14 protein-coding genes are annotated in these 13,784 nt (G+C 49.4%); 7 read left to right on the top strand and 7 right to left on the bottom strand.

Annotated elements, in window-relative coordinates:
• Positions 1-2: 2 nt before the first annotated feature.
• The 4 genes from rplU (at position 3) to folA (ending at position 2,573) form a co-directional block, all read left to right on the top strand.
• On the top strand, positions 3-314 hold the full coding sequence (gene rplU / locus NFHSH190041_RS15680) for a 50S ribosomal protein L21 (RefSeq protein WP_261922682.1): 312 nt from the start codon (positions 3-5) through the stop codon (positions 312-314).
• Between the two features lie 15 nt (positions 315-329).
• Positions 330-584, top strand: coding sequence for a 50S ribosomal protein L27 (gene rpmA, locus NFHSH190041_RS15675; protein WP_011760936.1), 255 nt, complete (start codon positions 330-332; stop codon positions 582-584).
• A gap of 217 nt (positions 585-801) precedes the next feature.
• Positions 802-1,968 carry an Obg family GTPase CgtA gene (gene cgtA / locus NFHSH190041_RS15670; RefSeq protein ID WP_261922681.1) on the top strand — a complete coding sequence of 389 codons (1,167 nt, stop codon included), beginning with the start codon at positions 802-804 and terminating at the stop codon, positions 1,966-1,968.
• Positions 1,969-2,090: 122 nt separating this feature from the next.
• The gene (folA, locus tag NFHSH190041_RS15665) at positions 2,091-2,573 is read left to right on the top strand and encodes a type 3 dihydrofolate reductase (protein WP_261922680.1); all 483 of its coding nucleotides are present in this window, start codon (positions 2,091-2,093) and stop codon (positions 2,571-2,573) included.
• Between the two features lie 113 nt (positions 2,574-2,686).
• Here the strand turns inward: folA and NFHSH190041_RS15660 are convergent, their stop codons facing one another.
• The 6 genes from NFHSH190041_RS15660 to lptD all read right to left on the bottom strand — a co-directional run bounded on the left by NFHSH190041_RS15660 (position 2,687) and on the right by lptD (position 9,527).
• Positions 2,687-3,514, bottom strand: a complete 828-nt coding sequence (locus NFHSH190041_RS15660) for a symmetrical bis(5'-nucleosyl)-tetraphosphatase (RefSeq protein ID WP_261922679.1) — start codon at positions 3,512-3,514, stop codon at positions 2,687-2,689.
• Between the two features lie 9 nt (positions 3,515-3,523).
• A complete protein-coding gene (apaG, locus tag NFHSH190041_RS15655) occupies positions 3,524-3,904 on the bottom strand; it encodes a Co2+/Mg2+ efflux protein ApaG (RefSeq protein ID WP_261922678.1) in 381 nt (126 codons plus the stop codon).
• 50 nt (positions 3,905-3,954) lie between these two features.
• A complete protein-coding gene (rsmA, locus tag NFHSH190041_RS15650) occupies positions 3,955-4,761 on the bottom strand; it encodes a 16S rRNA (adenine(1518)-N(6)/adenine(1519)-N(6))-dimethyltransferase RsmA (RefSeq protein WP_261922677.1) in 807 nt (268 codons plus the stop codon).
• 11 nt (positions 4,762-4,772) lie between these two features.
• Positions 4,773-5,762: a 4-hydroxythreonine-4-phosphate dehydrogenase PdxA gene (gene pdxA, locus NFHSH190041_RS15645; RefSeq protein ID WP_261922676.1), complete on the bottom strand. Its 990-nt coding sequence runs from the start codon at positions 5,760-5,762 to the stop codon at positions 4,773-4,775.
• 4 nt (positions 5,763-5,766) lie between these two features.
• The gene (gene surA / locus NFHSH190041_RS15640) at positions 5,767-7,065 is read right to left on the bottom strand and encodes a peptidylprolyl isomerase SurA (protein WP_261922675.1); all 1,299 of its coding nucleotides are present in this window, start codon (positions 7,063-7,065) and stop codon (positions 5,767-5,769) included.
• A 167-nt stretch (positions 7,066-7,232) separates the two neighbouring features.
• Complete coding sequence (gene lptD / locus NFHSH190041_RS15635) at positions 7,233-9,527, bottom strand: LPS assembly protein LptD (RefSeq protein ID WP_261922674.1); 2,295 nt, start codon at positions 9,525-9,527, stop codon at positions 7,233-7,235.
• Between the two features lie 163 nt (positions 9,528-9,690).
• Between lptD and NFHSH190041_RS15630 the strand changes: the two genes are divergently transcribed.
• The 3 genes from NFHSH190041_RS15630 to djlA are packed head-to-tail and all read left to right on the top strand — an operon-like array spanning position 9,691 to position 12,206.
• Positions 9,691-10,701 carry an aminoglycoside phosphotransferase family protein gene (locus NFHSH190041_RS15630; RefSeq protein ID WP_261922673.1) on the top strand — a complete coding sequence of 337 codons (1,011 nt, stop codon included), beginning with the start codon at positions 9,691-9,693 and terminating at the stop codon, positions 10,699-10,701.
• Positions 10,701-11,408 (top strand): N-acetylmuramate alpha-1-phosphate uridylyltransferase MurU, encoded by a 708-nt coding sequence (gene murU, locus NFHSH190041_RS15625; RefSeq protein WP_261922672.1) that lies wholly within the window; start codon positions 10,701-10,703, stop codon positions 11,406-11,408. The genes NFHSH190041_RS15630 and murU overlap by 1 nt, the downstream gene beginning before the upstream one ends.
• A 15-nt stretch (positions 11,409-11,423) precedes the next feature.
• Complete coding sequence (gene djlA, locus NFHSH190041_RS15620) at positions 11,424-12,206, top strand: co-chaperone DjlA (protein WP_261922671.1); 783 nt, start codon at positions 11,424-11,426, stop codon at positions 12,204-12,206.
• Positions 12,207-12,294: 88 nt separating this feature from the next.
• Here djlA and NFHSH190041_RS15615 read toward each other — a convergent pair whose 3' ends face one another.
• Positions 12,295-13,776 (bottom strand): FMN-binding glutamate synthase family protein, encoded by a 1,482-nt coding sequence (locus NFHSH190041_RS15615; protein ID WP_261922670.1) that lies wholly within the window; start codon positions 13,774-13,776, stop codon positions 12,295-12,297.
• Positions 13,777-13,784 lie beyond the last annotated feature (8 nt).

Here is a 13,784-nt window from a genome sequence, read left to right as displayed (position 1 = left end):
CTATGTACGCTGTTTTTCAAAGTGGTGGTAAGCAGCACCGTGTTGCTGAAGGCCACACCCTGCGTTTAGAAAAAATCGAAGTTGCTACTGGTGAAACCATCGAATTTGATCAGGTTCTGCTGGTTGTTAATGGCGAAGACGTTAAAGTTGGCGCTCCTCTGGTTGAAGGCGGCAAAGTTGTTGCTGAAGTTATCAGCCACGGTCGCGGCGAGAAAGTTTCTATCCAGAAATTCAACCGTCGTAAGCACCACGAAAAGAAAATGGGCCACCGTCAGTGGTTCACTGAAGTTAAAATCACTGCTATCAACGCGTAATTAGGAGTCTGACTAATGGCACACAAAAAAGCTGGCGGTTCTACTCGTAACGGCCGCGATTCAGAAAGCAAACGTCTTGGTGTTAAGCGCTTCGGCGGCGAATCAGTTCTGGCTGGTAACATCATCGTTCGTCAGCGTGGCACCAAGTTCCACGCCGGTGTAAATGTAGGTATTGGTCGTGACCACACCTTGTTTGCCCTGACTGATGGTAAAGTTAAGTTTGAAGTTAAAGGTCCTAACAACCGTAAGTTCGTTAGTATCGAAGATTAATTTTCTTTTTCAAGCTTGATTTCTAAGCCCCGCCATTGGTGGGGCTTTTGTTTTATGCCCATTCCGGATAAATGAACGGGTATAACTACGCAGAGCCTGAAACAGTATTGGCCGGAACATCCGGTTGGCATCGGCTTTGGCGTACCTATTCAGTGTTTGTTTGGCGCGTATAGAGGATGACGGTATACTGCCTCAATCCCCTGCGCCTGGAGTAAGTATGAAGTTTGTCGATGAAGCAGTGATCAGAGTTGAAGCGGGTGACGGCGGCAGTGGCTGCGTCAGTTTCCGCCGAGAGAAGTATGTACCTGATGGTGGGCCTGATGGTGGTGACGGTGGTGATGGCGGTGATGTATTTCTGCAGGCTGATGAAAACCTCAACACACTGATCGATTACCGTTTCGAACGTTTCCATATGGCTGAGCGTGGGAAAAATGGTAGAGGTTGTGATTGTACTGGTAAAGGCGGTAAAGATCTGGTCTTGAAAGTACCAGTGGGTACTCGGGCAAGGGATCAGGAAACGGAAGAGGTACTGGGGGATTTGACCCAGCACGGGCAGAAATTACTGGTAGCCAAAGGCGGTTTCCACGGTTTGGGTAATACCCGTTTTAAAAGTTCTACTAACCGTGCTCCACGGCAGAAAACTTTGGGAACCCCGGGTGAAGTACGCAGCCTGAAATTGGAGCTAATGCTGCTGGCTGATGTAGGGCTACTGGGCATGCCTAATGCTGGTAAATCTACTTTTATCCGTGCTGTATCCCGAGCTAAACCAAAGGTAGCGGACTATCCGTTTACCACTTTGGTGCCAAATCTGGGGGTGGTTAACCCTCGTCCCGGTCAAAGCTTTGTGATTGCCGACATCCCTGGACTGATTGAAGGTGCAGCAGATGGTGCGGGCCTGGGTATTCGCTTCTTGAAGCACCTGGAGCGTTGCCGCGTATTGCTGCACATTTTGGATATTGAGCCGATTGATGGTAGTGATCCGGTTGATGCCGCAAAGGCGATTGTGGAAGAGCTGGAAAAATATTCGCCGAAACTGGCTGGCAAGCCACGTTGGCTAGTATTCAACAAAGTTGACCTGATGCTGGAAGAAGAAGTACAGGAAAAGGTTGACCGCATTGTGTCTGAACTGGGGTGGAAAGGTGAAGTTTTCACCATGTCTGCTTATGCCCGTGAAGGTACACAACCCCTGTCTGAAAAGTTGATGGACTTTATCAAGAGTCTGCCAGCTGAAGAAGCTGAACAGGATCCCGATGCGGATATTGAGTTCAAATGGGATAATTATCATCAGGCTAGCCTGGAAGACGTCAACGAAGATTATGACGATGATTTCGACGATGATTTCGATGATGATGATTATGATGTTGAAGTGATCTACCAACGCTGATCCGCTTAATGTTTATTTCCGGGTTGGAGATAAATTTTACAACGGTAACGACAATAGATTAAACGGCTGAGGATATCTGCTTATCCCGGCCGTTTTGTTTATCTGCCATATAAGGAATTACAATGAAAATTGCCATGATTGCCGCCATGGCCCATAACCGGGTGATTGGCAAAGACAACACTATGCCTTGGCATTTGCCGGAAGATTTAAAGCATTTTAAGGCAATGACGCTGGGTAAACCCGTGGTGATGGGGCGTAAAACCTTTGACTCTATCGGGCGGCCATTGCCGGGGCGGCATAATATTGTTATCAGTCGAAATCCAGCATTGCAGATTGACGGGGTGACCTGTGTGACATCATTTGCAGCTGCCTGTGATGCAGCAGATTCATGTGATGAGTTGGTGATTATTGGTGGTGGCCAGTTATACGCTCAATTGCTGGCTCAGGCAGATATTTTATATTTGACTCAGATAGATCTGGATGTTGCCGGCGATACGCAATTTCCTGACTGGCAGCCTCAGCAGTGGCATACAGAGGTCTTGGGTGGTGGCACCAGTGCGACAGGGCTTAAATATAGTTTTGAGAAGTTGACTCGAAAAGGCTAAGCCCTTTCAAACAGCTATTAAAACGTCGTTCACAGCGCGTTTTAGGCGCTGTGAAGTGCATTATGGTATCTATGATGGGTATAGAGCCGGTTTGCCAACCATCAATCGTGTAATCAACGCGGGGAAAGCGCTTGCTGCGTGAGCTTTTCGTCAGTTTCCAGATGCAGTAAAGTCAGATATTCACCCCAGCAACAGCCGGTATCCAAGGCCTGATAACGGCAATTATGTGTTTGGCCCATCAGCGCTGCCCAATGGCCAAATACCACTTGAGTTTGCTGTGGCAGTTTACTGTTAAAGGTAAACCAAGGGCGCAGGTCATCATGGGTTGCAGCATCTCCCGGCGGGAGCTTACAGTCAAAATCCAATGTGCCATCAGGATGCAGATAACGCATACGGGTCAAGGCATTGATACAATAAATTAGCCGGTTTAGGCCGCTAAGCTCGGTTGACCAACGATTGATATCCGTACCGTACATGTGACTGATCAAGGCATCGAGGTAATTATCTTGCTGCAGCACGTCAGAGACTGCTGCAGCCTCATGACGCAGCGTCGCTAAATCCCATTGGGGGGGAATGCCAGCGTGGGTCATGACCAGATTAAATTCTGGCAGCTCCCGCACCAGTGGCTGATGGCGGATAAAATCAATCAATTGCCCCGTATCTGGTGCATCAAGCAGTGGCTGGAGTTGATCACTGGGTTTCGCGCGTTTTAGCCCGCCATAAACAGACAGTAAATGCAGATCATGATTGCCTAATACCACTCGGCCGCTATTAGCTTCATCGGCGAAAAATCGTAGCACTGATAAGGAGTCCGGCCCCCGGGCAACCAAATCGCCTACGGCCCAAATCTCATCTTTGGATGGATTAAAGGCCACTTTATCCAGCAGCAGTTTAAATTCGCGATAACAGCCCTGGAGATCACCTACAAAATAATGTGCCAATTTGCACTCCTAATGTAATAACCCGGGGACAGCCAAGCGGAACGGTGGGATCGGGGCATTAAAGCTTTCACCAGAAGCGAGGCGCATTTTATAGCTGCCCTGCATAATTCCCAGTGGCGTTTCCAATACGGTGCCACTGGTGTATTGATAAGTACCATCAGGCTCAATCGTCGGGGTTTCTCCCACCACACCTTTGCCTTGTACTTCACTTTTTAGGCCGTTGGCATCTGTGATGATCCAGTGACGATTTTCCAGTTTGGCAGCCTGGGTGCCCTGATTGATGATGGTTACTGTGTAGCTGAACAGATATTTGTTTTCTTCCGGATTCGATTGCTGAGCCACATATTGGCTTTCCACCTCAATCCGGATGCTGGCTTCGGATGCAGTCATTGATGTTGTTCCAGAAAATAATAAAAAGGGCACCAAGGTGCCCTTTTTAATCAATTGTTTTTATCACACAGCAAGTTGGCCATAGCGACATATTGCTTAACGCTGATCTCTTCTGGCCGACGAGTCGCATCCACGCCTAAAGCGGCGAAGTCATCATCGGATAACAGTTGTTTCAGGTTATTACGCAATGTCTTGCGACGCATATTGAAGGCTGTGGTACACAAATGGCGCAGTACAGCTACATCTTTACATGGCCAAGGTTTTTGCTCATATGGCACCAGGCGTACGACGGCGGAGTCCACTTTTGGTGGTGGCGTAAAGCATCCTGGTGGTACTTCCAGCACAGGAACAACCTGACAATAATATTGCGCCATCACAGTCAAACGGCCGTAAGCTTTGCTGCCGGGGGACGCTGACAGACGCAGCACCACTTCTTTTTGCAACATAAAGTGCATATTTTCAATCTGTTCGGCAAACTCAAACAGATGGAACATCAGTGGTGTTGAAATGTTATAAGGCAGGTTACCGAATACTTTCAGTTTTTTGCCCGGTACCATCAATTTGTTGAAGTCGAATTGCAGTGCATCACCTTGATGGATAGTTAATTTATCCTTCAGTACGGGATGTACTTTTAAACGTTCAACCAGATCCCGGTCAAGTTCAACCACTGTCAGGTTATCAATGCCTTCGGCAACAGGCTCAGTCAGTGCAGCCAAGCCGGGACCAATTTCCACCATAACATGATCGTTATCCGGGGCAATGGCACCCACGATGCGGTTAATTACATTGCTGTCGGTCAGGAAGTTCTGGCCGAAACGCTTTCTGGCCGTGTGGCCTAAATGGACTTTGTTACTCATTAACTCAGATTTCAATTCTTTGAGGCCAGCTCAATGGCCTTATTTAAGGCACAGACAAAACTGCCTGTGTCGGCGGTTCCTGTGCCTGCCAATTCCAGTGCGGTACCATGATCCACCGAGGTGCGGATGTAGGGCAGGCCGAGGGTGATATTAACCGCTCTGCCAAACCCCTGTGCTTTGAGCACAGGTAAGCCCTGATCATGATACATCGCCAGCACCACATCAGCATCCTGCAGATATTTGGGCTGGAACAGAGTATCTGCTGGCAGTGGGCCAACAATACTCATATTCTGCTCGTCTCTGAGCTCATCAAGCGCCGGGATCATTACATCCAGTTCTTCCCGACCAAGATGGCCGTCTTCCCCCGCATGGGGGTTTAATCCGCAGACATAAATTTTCGGATCCGTAATGCCGAATTTCGCCACCAGATCCCGGTGCAAAATACAGATAATATGCTGTAGTCGCTCCCGGGTGATAGCTTTGGCCACATAGGCCAGCGGAATATGGGTGGTGACCAATGCCACTTGCAGACCGGGACAGGCCAATAACATGACCACATCTTGACAATTTGCCTGTTGAGCAAAAAATTCCGTATGCCCACTAAAGGGGATCCCTGCCTGATTGATGATGCCTTTATGTACCGGCCCTGTCACGACAGCATCAAACTCACCGGCAATGTTCTTTTCCCCTGCATAGCGCAGGGTATCGACAACATAGCTGCTGTTTGCCTCATTCAGTTGACCGCATTTTACCTCAGCCACCAAATTAAAAGGTACTATGGTCAGGGTACCGGCTTCTTGAGCTCTGGGTGCCTGACCAGGTTGATAAGGCCGCAGTTGAAGCGGCAGCCCCAGTCGTTTTGCCCGGCTCTGCAGCAGATTGGGATCCGCACAGACAATCAGCTCTGCATCAGGCCAAGCCTGCTGCGCGAGTTGCACCACCAGATCCGGGCCGATACCGGCCGGTTCCCCCGGGGTGATTGCAATGCGTTTGATACTCAAGCTGCTACTCCTTATCGGTGTCGTACACATGAATGTACGCATCTGCTCGCATTTCGTCCAGCCAGTTTTGCAGCTCTTCATTGAACTTACGGCGGAAAATCAGCTGATGCGCCCGATTGGTATTGAATTGTTCGGTTGCATCAGTCTTTCGCCGCTCTTCCAGCTGCACAATATGCCAGCCGTGACTGGAGCGAAATGGTGCGCTGATTTGGCCTTTTTTCAGTTCTTTGAGTTTATTGGCAAAAGCCGGTACATACATGCTTGGATCAGCCCAGCCCAGCTCACCACCTTTAGCGGCAGAGCCCGGGTCTTCAGAGTACTTTTTCGCTAATTCGGCAAAGCTGGCTTTGCCATCGCGGATCTCGGTTGCGAATTTGGTCAGCATCGCTTTAGCTCTGTCTTCTGACAGGATCGGTGATGGCTTTAGCAAAATATGCCGGGATTTAACTTCATCAACTTCTTTCGTTTGCTGGCCGCGGATCCCCAGTACTTTGATAATATGGAAGCCGCTACCACTCTTTATCGGGCCGATAATGTCGCCTTTTTTCGCGCCATTGACCACTTCAGCAAATAGGGTAGGCATTTCATTGATATTCATGTAATCCCATACCCCACCTTCCAGCGCTTTGGGCCCAGCAGAGGCAGCGATGGCAACCTGACGAAAATCAGCACCGCTTTTCAGTCGCTTCATCACAGCATCAGCCCGCTTTTGCGCACCAGCCAGCTCAGCCTCTGTTGGATTATTGGGTACTTCAATCAAAATATGGCCGATTTGGAATTCCACATTTTTCATGCCCTGTTGATTGATCAGCTTTACCAGCGCATTGATTTCCTGAGGGGAGACCTGAATACGGCGTTGCACCTGAATACGTTGCACTTCACCCAGGGTGATCTCCTGGCGTAGCTGCTCACGATATTGGCTGAAACTTTCGCCGCTTCTTTCAATTTCTTGACGCAATTGCGCCACGGTCATTTTCTGATCTTTGGCAATATTTTCGATGGTTTGATCCAGTTGTAAGTCACCAACATGCAGCCCCATACGGTCAGCCATCTGCAATTGCAGCCGGGTGAGGATCAAGCGATCAATCACCTGGGTCCGCAGTGCTTTATCCGATGGCAGTTTTTGCCCGGACTCTTTGGCATTGCGTTTCACATTGGCCAGCATATTGTCAATTTCACTTTGCAGGATCACACCATCATTCACCTGCACCGCAACCTGATCCAGTGGTTGGGGAGCGGCAAATGTATTTTGGCTTAGTACCAGTGCCAAAAAAGCAAAAATCAGTTTTTTAAAGGGTCTCATCCACAAATCCTTGGCCGTAAATGACTCAGGCTGATCGCCTGAATATTGTTTTGTTATTGGACTGCCAGTCCTTGTTCTGGTTCAGCAATTTACCATATTTTTCCCCGCAACAGCGGGTTTGTCTGTGACGACAACCCGGTGCAGCTGCCTACACCGGGATTAGCTAACTAGTTTTTCAAATACAGTGGCTTGCGATAGCTGAACAGGCCTTGATCCAGCATCTTTGATACGCCGAGCGGGCCGGAGCCGCCCAATCCTTTCAGCATAAAGTTGAGATAAAAACCACTTTCAAACTGGGCGCGGTCATCCACTGGATCGAACTTGTCATCATAATTGGTATTGATACGGTAGTGGTAGCTTAACCGTACCGCCCAGCAGCAAGATTCATACTGGAAGCCAGTATAGGCTTCAACGCTGCGGTGCTCTTTTAAGTCGTAATACCAGCTACCGACGAAATACAGATCGTCCCGTACCGGCCATGCAGTACGTAATCCGGCCTGAGAAATATCTACCCGATTATTGGTATTGGTATTGAGCAAATCCGGTACATAACGGTAACTGAGTTGCACTAATTGATTCGCGCCGGGACGATAATCCAGTGTCACCTCGGTTTTTTTGTTGTCCTTTTCTTTGGTGTCATATTGCAGGGCACCGCTGAAATAGAAATCCTGGTACAGCTTGGCATCCATTTCTGCTGCCAATACTGAAAATGAAGGTGTCTCTTCCACTAAATTTGGGTTGAGGCTGACTTTGTTATCTTCCAGATAGAAAATTTGCCCCAGACTGAACTTCATTTGCTCTTCATTGTGGCTGTCGTACAGGCGGCTCGTCATCCCCACCGTGACTTGGTTGGCATTGGCAATTCTATCCAAGCCGGAGTAACGGCGGTCGCGGAACAAACCGTAAAAGTCATCCTGTAGCGCAGCGGTATCATAAATGCCGATATCAGACTGATCCTGATAGCCGACATACAGATACTGCACTTGGGGTTCTAATGTCTGGCGGTAATTTTCATCAAATAGCTTGGTATGGCGCTCAAAATTAATCTGGCCATATAAACGTGCCTGAGGAATTGTCCGGCTGACATGAGATGCTAGTTCAGGCTGCAGACGGTTATCCCGCTGCCAGTAATTGGTTTGATACAGCTTAACTTCAGACACAAAAGCGCCCGCCGGCCCGTATATTGGCCAAGTTAAAGACGGCTCAAGATGTACCCGGGTAGCTGTCGGATACCCTTTTTTTGTACTGGTATGCTCAAAGTTGCTCACTTCGCTATGGAAGGCAAAGTCGAGATTACGCCACATATCCGGCGAGCTGTAGTTGAAACTAAATTGCGGCATGACTTGATAAGGTTCTTGGGTTTCCCCTAATACCTTGACGTCTTGCACTTTTAAACTGGTATTCCAGTTTTGTTGGAAATAACTGATCTCGCCCACCCGAGAGATCTGGTTATCGGTTGCCCGGGCGACGTCTGATGGCAAGTCATTAAAATAATTGTTGTCAGACACTCCGGTATAGTTGGCCAGTACCCGCCAGTTTTCATCAATAGCGCCTTGATGTTCCCAGTGGTACAAATACCGGTTGGGATGGCCTGTCAGTTTCTGATCATCGCCTAAATACTCTACATTCACTTTACCTTGCTGGGCTTCACCAGCCAGATAGCGGAATTCGGTTTTCAGGAATAAGCCACGGTTAGACATGATATTTGGTGTAAATGTCAGGTCATATTCCGGAGCGATATTCCAGTACCAAGGTATGGAGACTTCAACCCCATTGGTAGTACTGGTGCTGAAATTGGGAAACAGAAAACCGGTTTTACGTTTATCTGACACCGGGATGGTCATATAGGGAATGTACAACACAGGGATGCCGCCAATACGCAGTTTGGCACCCCAAATTTCGCCCCATTCATCACTGGAGTCGATTTTAATTTTGTTTGCTTCCAGTAGCCAAGAGGCATCGTCTGGGGGGCAGGTGGTAAAGTTGGTATCGGTCAGCAGCAGGTTATTGTTGGGGGTAATTTCCAACTTTTTAGCGTCGCCATGTACCTGCTGCCCGTGCAGCCAGTATTGCGCCCCTTTAAGGGTGGCGCTGTTGCTTTTCATCCGTGCTACCAGAGAATCTGCGGTTACGGTGAACATGCTGTCTTGGAATACCAAATTACCATTGGCATCAAGCTTTTCATCTTGCTGATTTAAAATCGCTTCATCAGCTTGGATGCGGCGCTGACCCTGCTTAAAGGTCACATTGCCTTGAAATTTGGCTTCTTTGCCCATTTGGGCTTCAGAGGATTCTGAACTGATGCTGATCAGTTGTTTATTAATGGCATTGCCGGACACCGGCGCTTCCGGCCGGGGCACAGGCGGCTCCACCAAACACTGAGAGACCGTGTCAGCGGGGGGCTCGCCTGCCATTGCGAATTGGGAAAACAGGCTCAGGGCCACGAGATAACGGATCTGCATTCTAGGTCAATAAAAACTGTGATTTCTTTGTCTGGACAAATATCGGAGGGAAAGGTTGCATTTTCCTGTCGCAACACTGTCAAACCAAGAATATTCATTATCTTGGCTGCTTCCGGATTTTATGCTGGTTATAATAAAGCAATTTTTCCCCAAGAGCCATGAAATGACCCAGTCCGACCCGAGATTTCTTCGCCTGGCGACCTGGTTAACGCAGCGCCTGAATGACAGTATCAGCATCACCCTGATCTCCGGGGATGCCAGTTTCCGCCGCTATTTCCGGGTGACAGACAATGATACCCACTTTATTGCGGTTGACTCTCCGCCACAGCTGGTGCCAATCGCGCCTTTTATCGCGTTAGATAAGGCGCTGTCTGATGTTGGGTTGTTGGTGCCCGCTGTGTTGGCGCAGGATGAGGCGTTGGGTTTTATGCTGCTGGAGGATTTGGGGGATTGCCAACTTGGGATGTGTCTTCGTGGCGATAATGTTCGTCAGTGGTATACCCGGGCACTGGATTTGCTACCGCAGATGGCCGCGGTACAGCAGACGGACGGCGGGCCATTGCCTGTGTATAACAGCGAGTTTATTGCCCGTGAGCTCGCGATTTTCCCCGAATGGTTATTAGGCGTCCATTTAGGCTGGCGAGATGCGCAATTGCCGCAGCAACTACTCAGTGATGTGAACCATTGTCTCTCTGTCAGTGCTTTAGCTCAGCCTGTTTGCGGTATGCATCGTGATTTTCACAGCCGCAATATTATGGTGCGCGATGATCAGTTGTATTTGATTGATTTTCAAGATGCGGTATCTGGCCCATTGACCTATGACGCGGTCTCCTTGCTGCGAGATTGCTATGTGCGCTGGGGTGATGAGTTAGTCATGTCGCTGGCTCGCTACCATATGCAGCTGATGCAAGATAAAGGCTTCTTAGATGCGGATGTCAGCTGGGAAGTCTACCAACGTTGGTTTGACTTGATGGGGCTGCAACGCCATATCAAGGCGGCGGGGATTTTTGCCCGGCTTTATCATCGTGATGGCAAAGCCGGTTACCTTAAAGATATCCCACTAACCCTAGAATACATTCGCGATATCGCCCGGAAATATCCAGAGCTCAGCGCTTTTGGGCACTGGGTGGAGGCGGAGTTGATGCCTGCGTTTGCGGCTCGGGAGGCAAAATAATGCATGCCATGATTCTGGCCGCTGGCCGGGGAGAGCGGTTACGTCCTTTGACGGATCACAGCCCCAAGCCACTGATTAAGGCTGCGGGCAAACCTTTGATTGAATACCATTTGGAAAATCTGGCCGCCGCCGGGGTGACCCGGGTGGTGATTAATCATGCCTGGCTTGGGCATATGCTGGAGCAGCAGCTGGGCGATGGTCGTCGCTGGGGGTTAGAGATTGTTTACAGCCCGGAAACCGCAGCGCTGGAAACGGGCGGCGGCATTAAACAAGCCTTGCCACTGTTGACAGATAATGGCCGAAATCCGGCGCCTTTTTTGGTGGTTAACGGGGATGTATTTGTTGATCAATTACCTCATGTTGAGCATTGGACACTGCCTGACGGCATGCTGGCAAAATTGTTTCTGGTAGATAATCCTGCGCAACATCCCCAAGGTGATTTTGCCCTAGATGGTCAGTTACTGACCCTGCAGCCGGAATTTGACCATAAACGGCTGACCTTCAGTGGGATAGGAGTGTATCATCCAGAGTTTTTTAATGACTCGCCCACAGGTGCATTTGGCACCCCTTTACTGATCCGCCGGGAAATTGCTCGGGGTCGGGTGTGCGGTAGCCACTTTGAAGGCTATTGGTGCGATGTCGGCACGGTTACCCGCCTACAGGGGCTGGAACAGCGGTTAATACAGACGTGTCACCGGGCACGCTAAATAACGGATAATGCAATGCGGATTTGGGGTAAATTTTTCGGCGTCGTTATCGGCTTTATGTTCGGCCGGTTTGGCGGGGCGCTGCTTGGGTTGGTGATTGGCCATTACTGGGATACACGTGGTGGCAAAATAAAGCGCATGGTTGGGCGTGGAAACAGCCGTCAGGCGGTTTTTTTCAATTCAACCTTTGCTGTGATGGGCCATATGGCCAAGGCATCCGGTCGGGTGACGGAAAATGATATTCGCCTCGCCAGCATGATTATGGATCAGATGCGCCTAAATGGTGATGCGCGCCGGGATGCCCAGCAAGCATTTCGAGATGGTAAATCAGCGGATTTTGATCTGCGGGGCTGTCTGCGTTCATTTCGCATGCTGACCATGGGGCGACCAGAACTGTTGCAGATGTTTTTGGAAATCCAATTACAAACCGCACTGGCTGATGGTGAGTTGCATCCCAATGAGCTGGAAATTCTGCATACCATAGGGAAAGAATTAGGCTTTAATCGCCGCCAGTTGGATGAACTGCTTAGCCGCTGGCAGGCTGAATTTCGTTTCCGCCAAAGCCATGGTAATGCCCAGATGCAGCCAATTGGTCAGGCATATTCTGTGCTTGGAGTGACGGCAGAGTCATCTGATCAGGAAGTCAAGCGGGCATACCGTAAGCTGATGAATGAACACCATCCGGATAAGCTGGTTGCCAAGGGGTTACCACCGGAAATGATGGAAATAGCCAAGCATAAAGCCCAAGATATCCAGACCGCCTATGACAGGGTGAAACTGGAACGGGGCATGAAATAAATAAGCTCAGTTTATCAGGTTAGTCCCATCGCAAAAGGAAGCCTATTGAGGCTTCCTTTTTTGTTGCTCGACGGCTCTTTCAACAAGCTCAGTGATAATGCTGGTATAACTTGTCCATTGCCTCAGACATACTGTTATCTGTAACAATGCGGACATGCTGCGGACTTAACTGACGCACGTTACCAACGCCGCAGGAATGGGCTATCAACCCGACACCATAATGGATATACCGATTGTAATTAGCGACGCGTTGCGCTTTGTCATCCACATTTAGCCCCTGTTGCAGCTTCGGGTTATGGGTTGTAATGCCGGTGGGGCAAGTGTTTTTATTGCATTGCAGCGCTTGAATACAGCCAAGGGCAAACATATTTCCCCGAGCTGATACCACGGCATCTGCTCCACAAGCCAGTGCCCAGGCAACTTTGCCCGGCGTGATCAGTTTTCCTGATGCAATAATTCGCAGCCGTTTATCTAGGCCATGTTTATGCCGCAGACTAACGATTAAAGGCAAACTTTCCTGTAGCGGCAGCCCGACATAATCCATAAGAGGTTGAGGCGCCGCGCCGGTACCACCGTCAGCACTGTCGATGGTGATAAAATCTGGCCCTAACTGCTCATCTTGAGCGGCAATTAATCCTAATAACTCATCGAGCCACTGGCTAAAACCTACCACCAGTTTAAACCCGCAGGGTTTACCGGTTACCCTGCGGATCCGGCTAACCATGTCTAGCAGATCCGCGCAGCTATTAATATCCGGGTGCCGGTTGGGGCTGTATGAATCCTGTCCTTGAGCTATGCCGCGAATAGCAGCAATTTCAGCTGAGACTTTAGCGCCGGGCAACATCCCGCCTTTGCCGGGTTTTGCCCCTTGGCTGAGTTTGATTTCAAACATTCTGACTTGGGAATGCGCGGCAATTTCCCGCAATTTGTCATCACTGAGTTGCCCTTCACAATCACGGACACCGTATTTGGCCGTGCCGATTTGAAACACGATATCTGCGCCACCTTCGAGATGGTAAGGGCTTAGTCCGCCTTCGCCGGTATTCATCCAGCAACCGGCTTGCTTTGCCCCGCGAGACAGTGCCAGAACAGCCCGAGCAGAAAGTGCGCCGTAACTCATACCGGAGATATTAAAGATGGCCGCCGTGGTAAAGGGGTGAGGCAGTGTCTGGCCAAAGGTAATTTCCCCCACGGGACAGGCATCTTCTTCTAAGGTGGGAAAAGGATGGTTCATAAACAATATGGTGCCACTGGGGCTCAGACTGCGGGTGGAGCCGAATGAGACAGTGCGATCGACATTTTTTGCGGCGCGGTAAACCCAACTGCGTTCAGCGCGGTTAAAGGGCATCTCCTCTCTATCTTGAGCAAAAAAATACTGCCGGAAAAACTCACCTTGTTTTTCGAATAAGTACCGAAAGCGGCCAATAACGGGGTAATTATGGCGAATGGCGTGACGCTGTTGGTGTTTATCCACTATGTACATATAGACGATCCAAACCACAATACAGCCGACAGCAAATAAAAACAGGCTGGTCATCAGATCGAGGAAATTAAACAGCATGTCGTGCATTGGATTTT

Source organism: Shewanella sp. NFH-SH190041 (genome assembly GCF_024363255.1).
In the GTDB taxonomy this organism is placed as follows: Bacteria; Pseudomonadota; Gammaproteobacteria; order Enterobacterales; family Shewanellaceae; genus Shewanella.
Note: the sequence above shows the minus strand (reverse complement) of the source record. Positions and strands in the feature narration are given on the sequence as shown.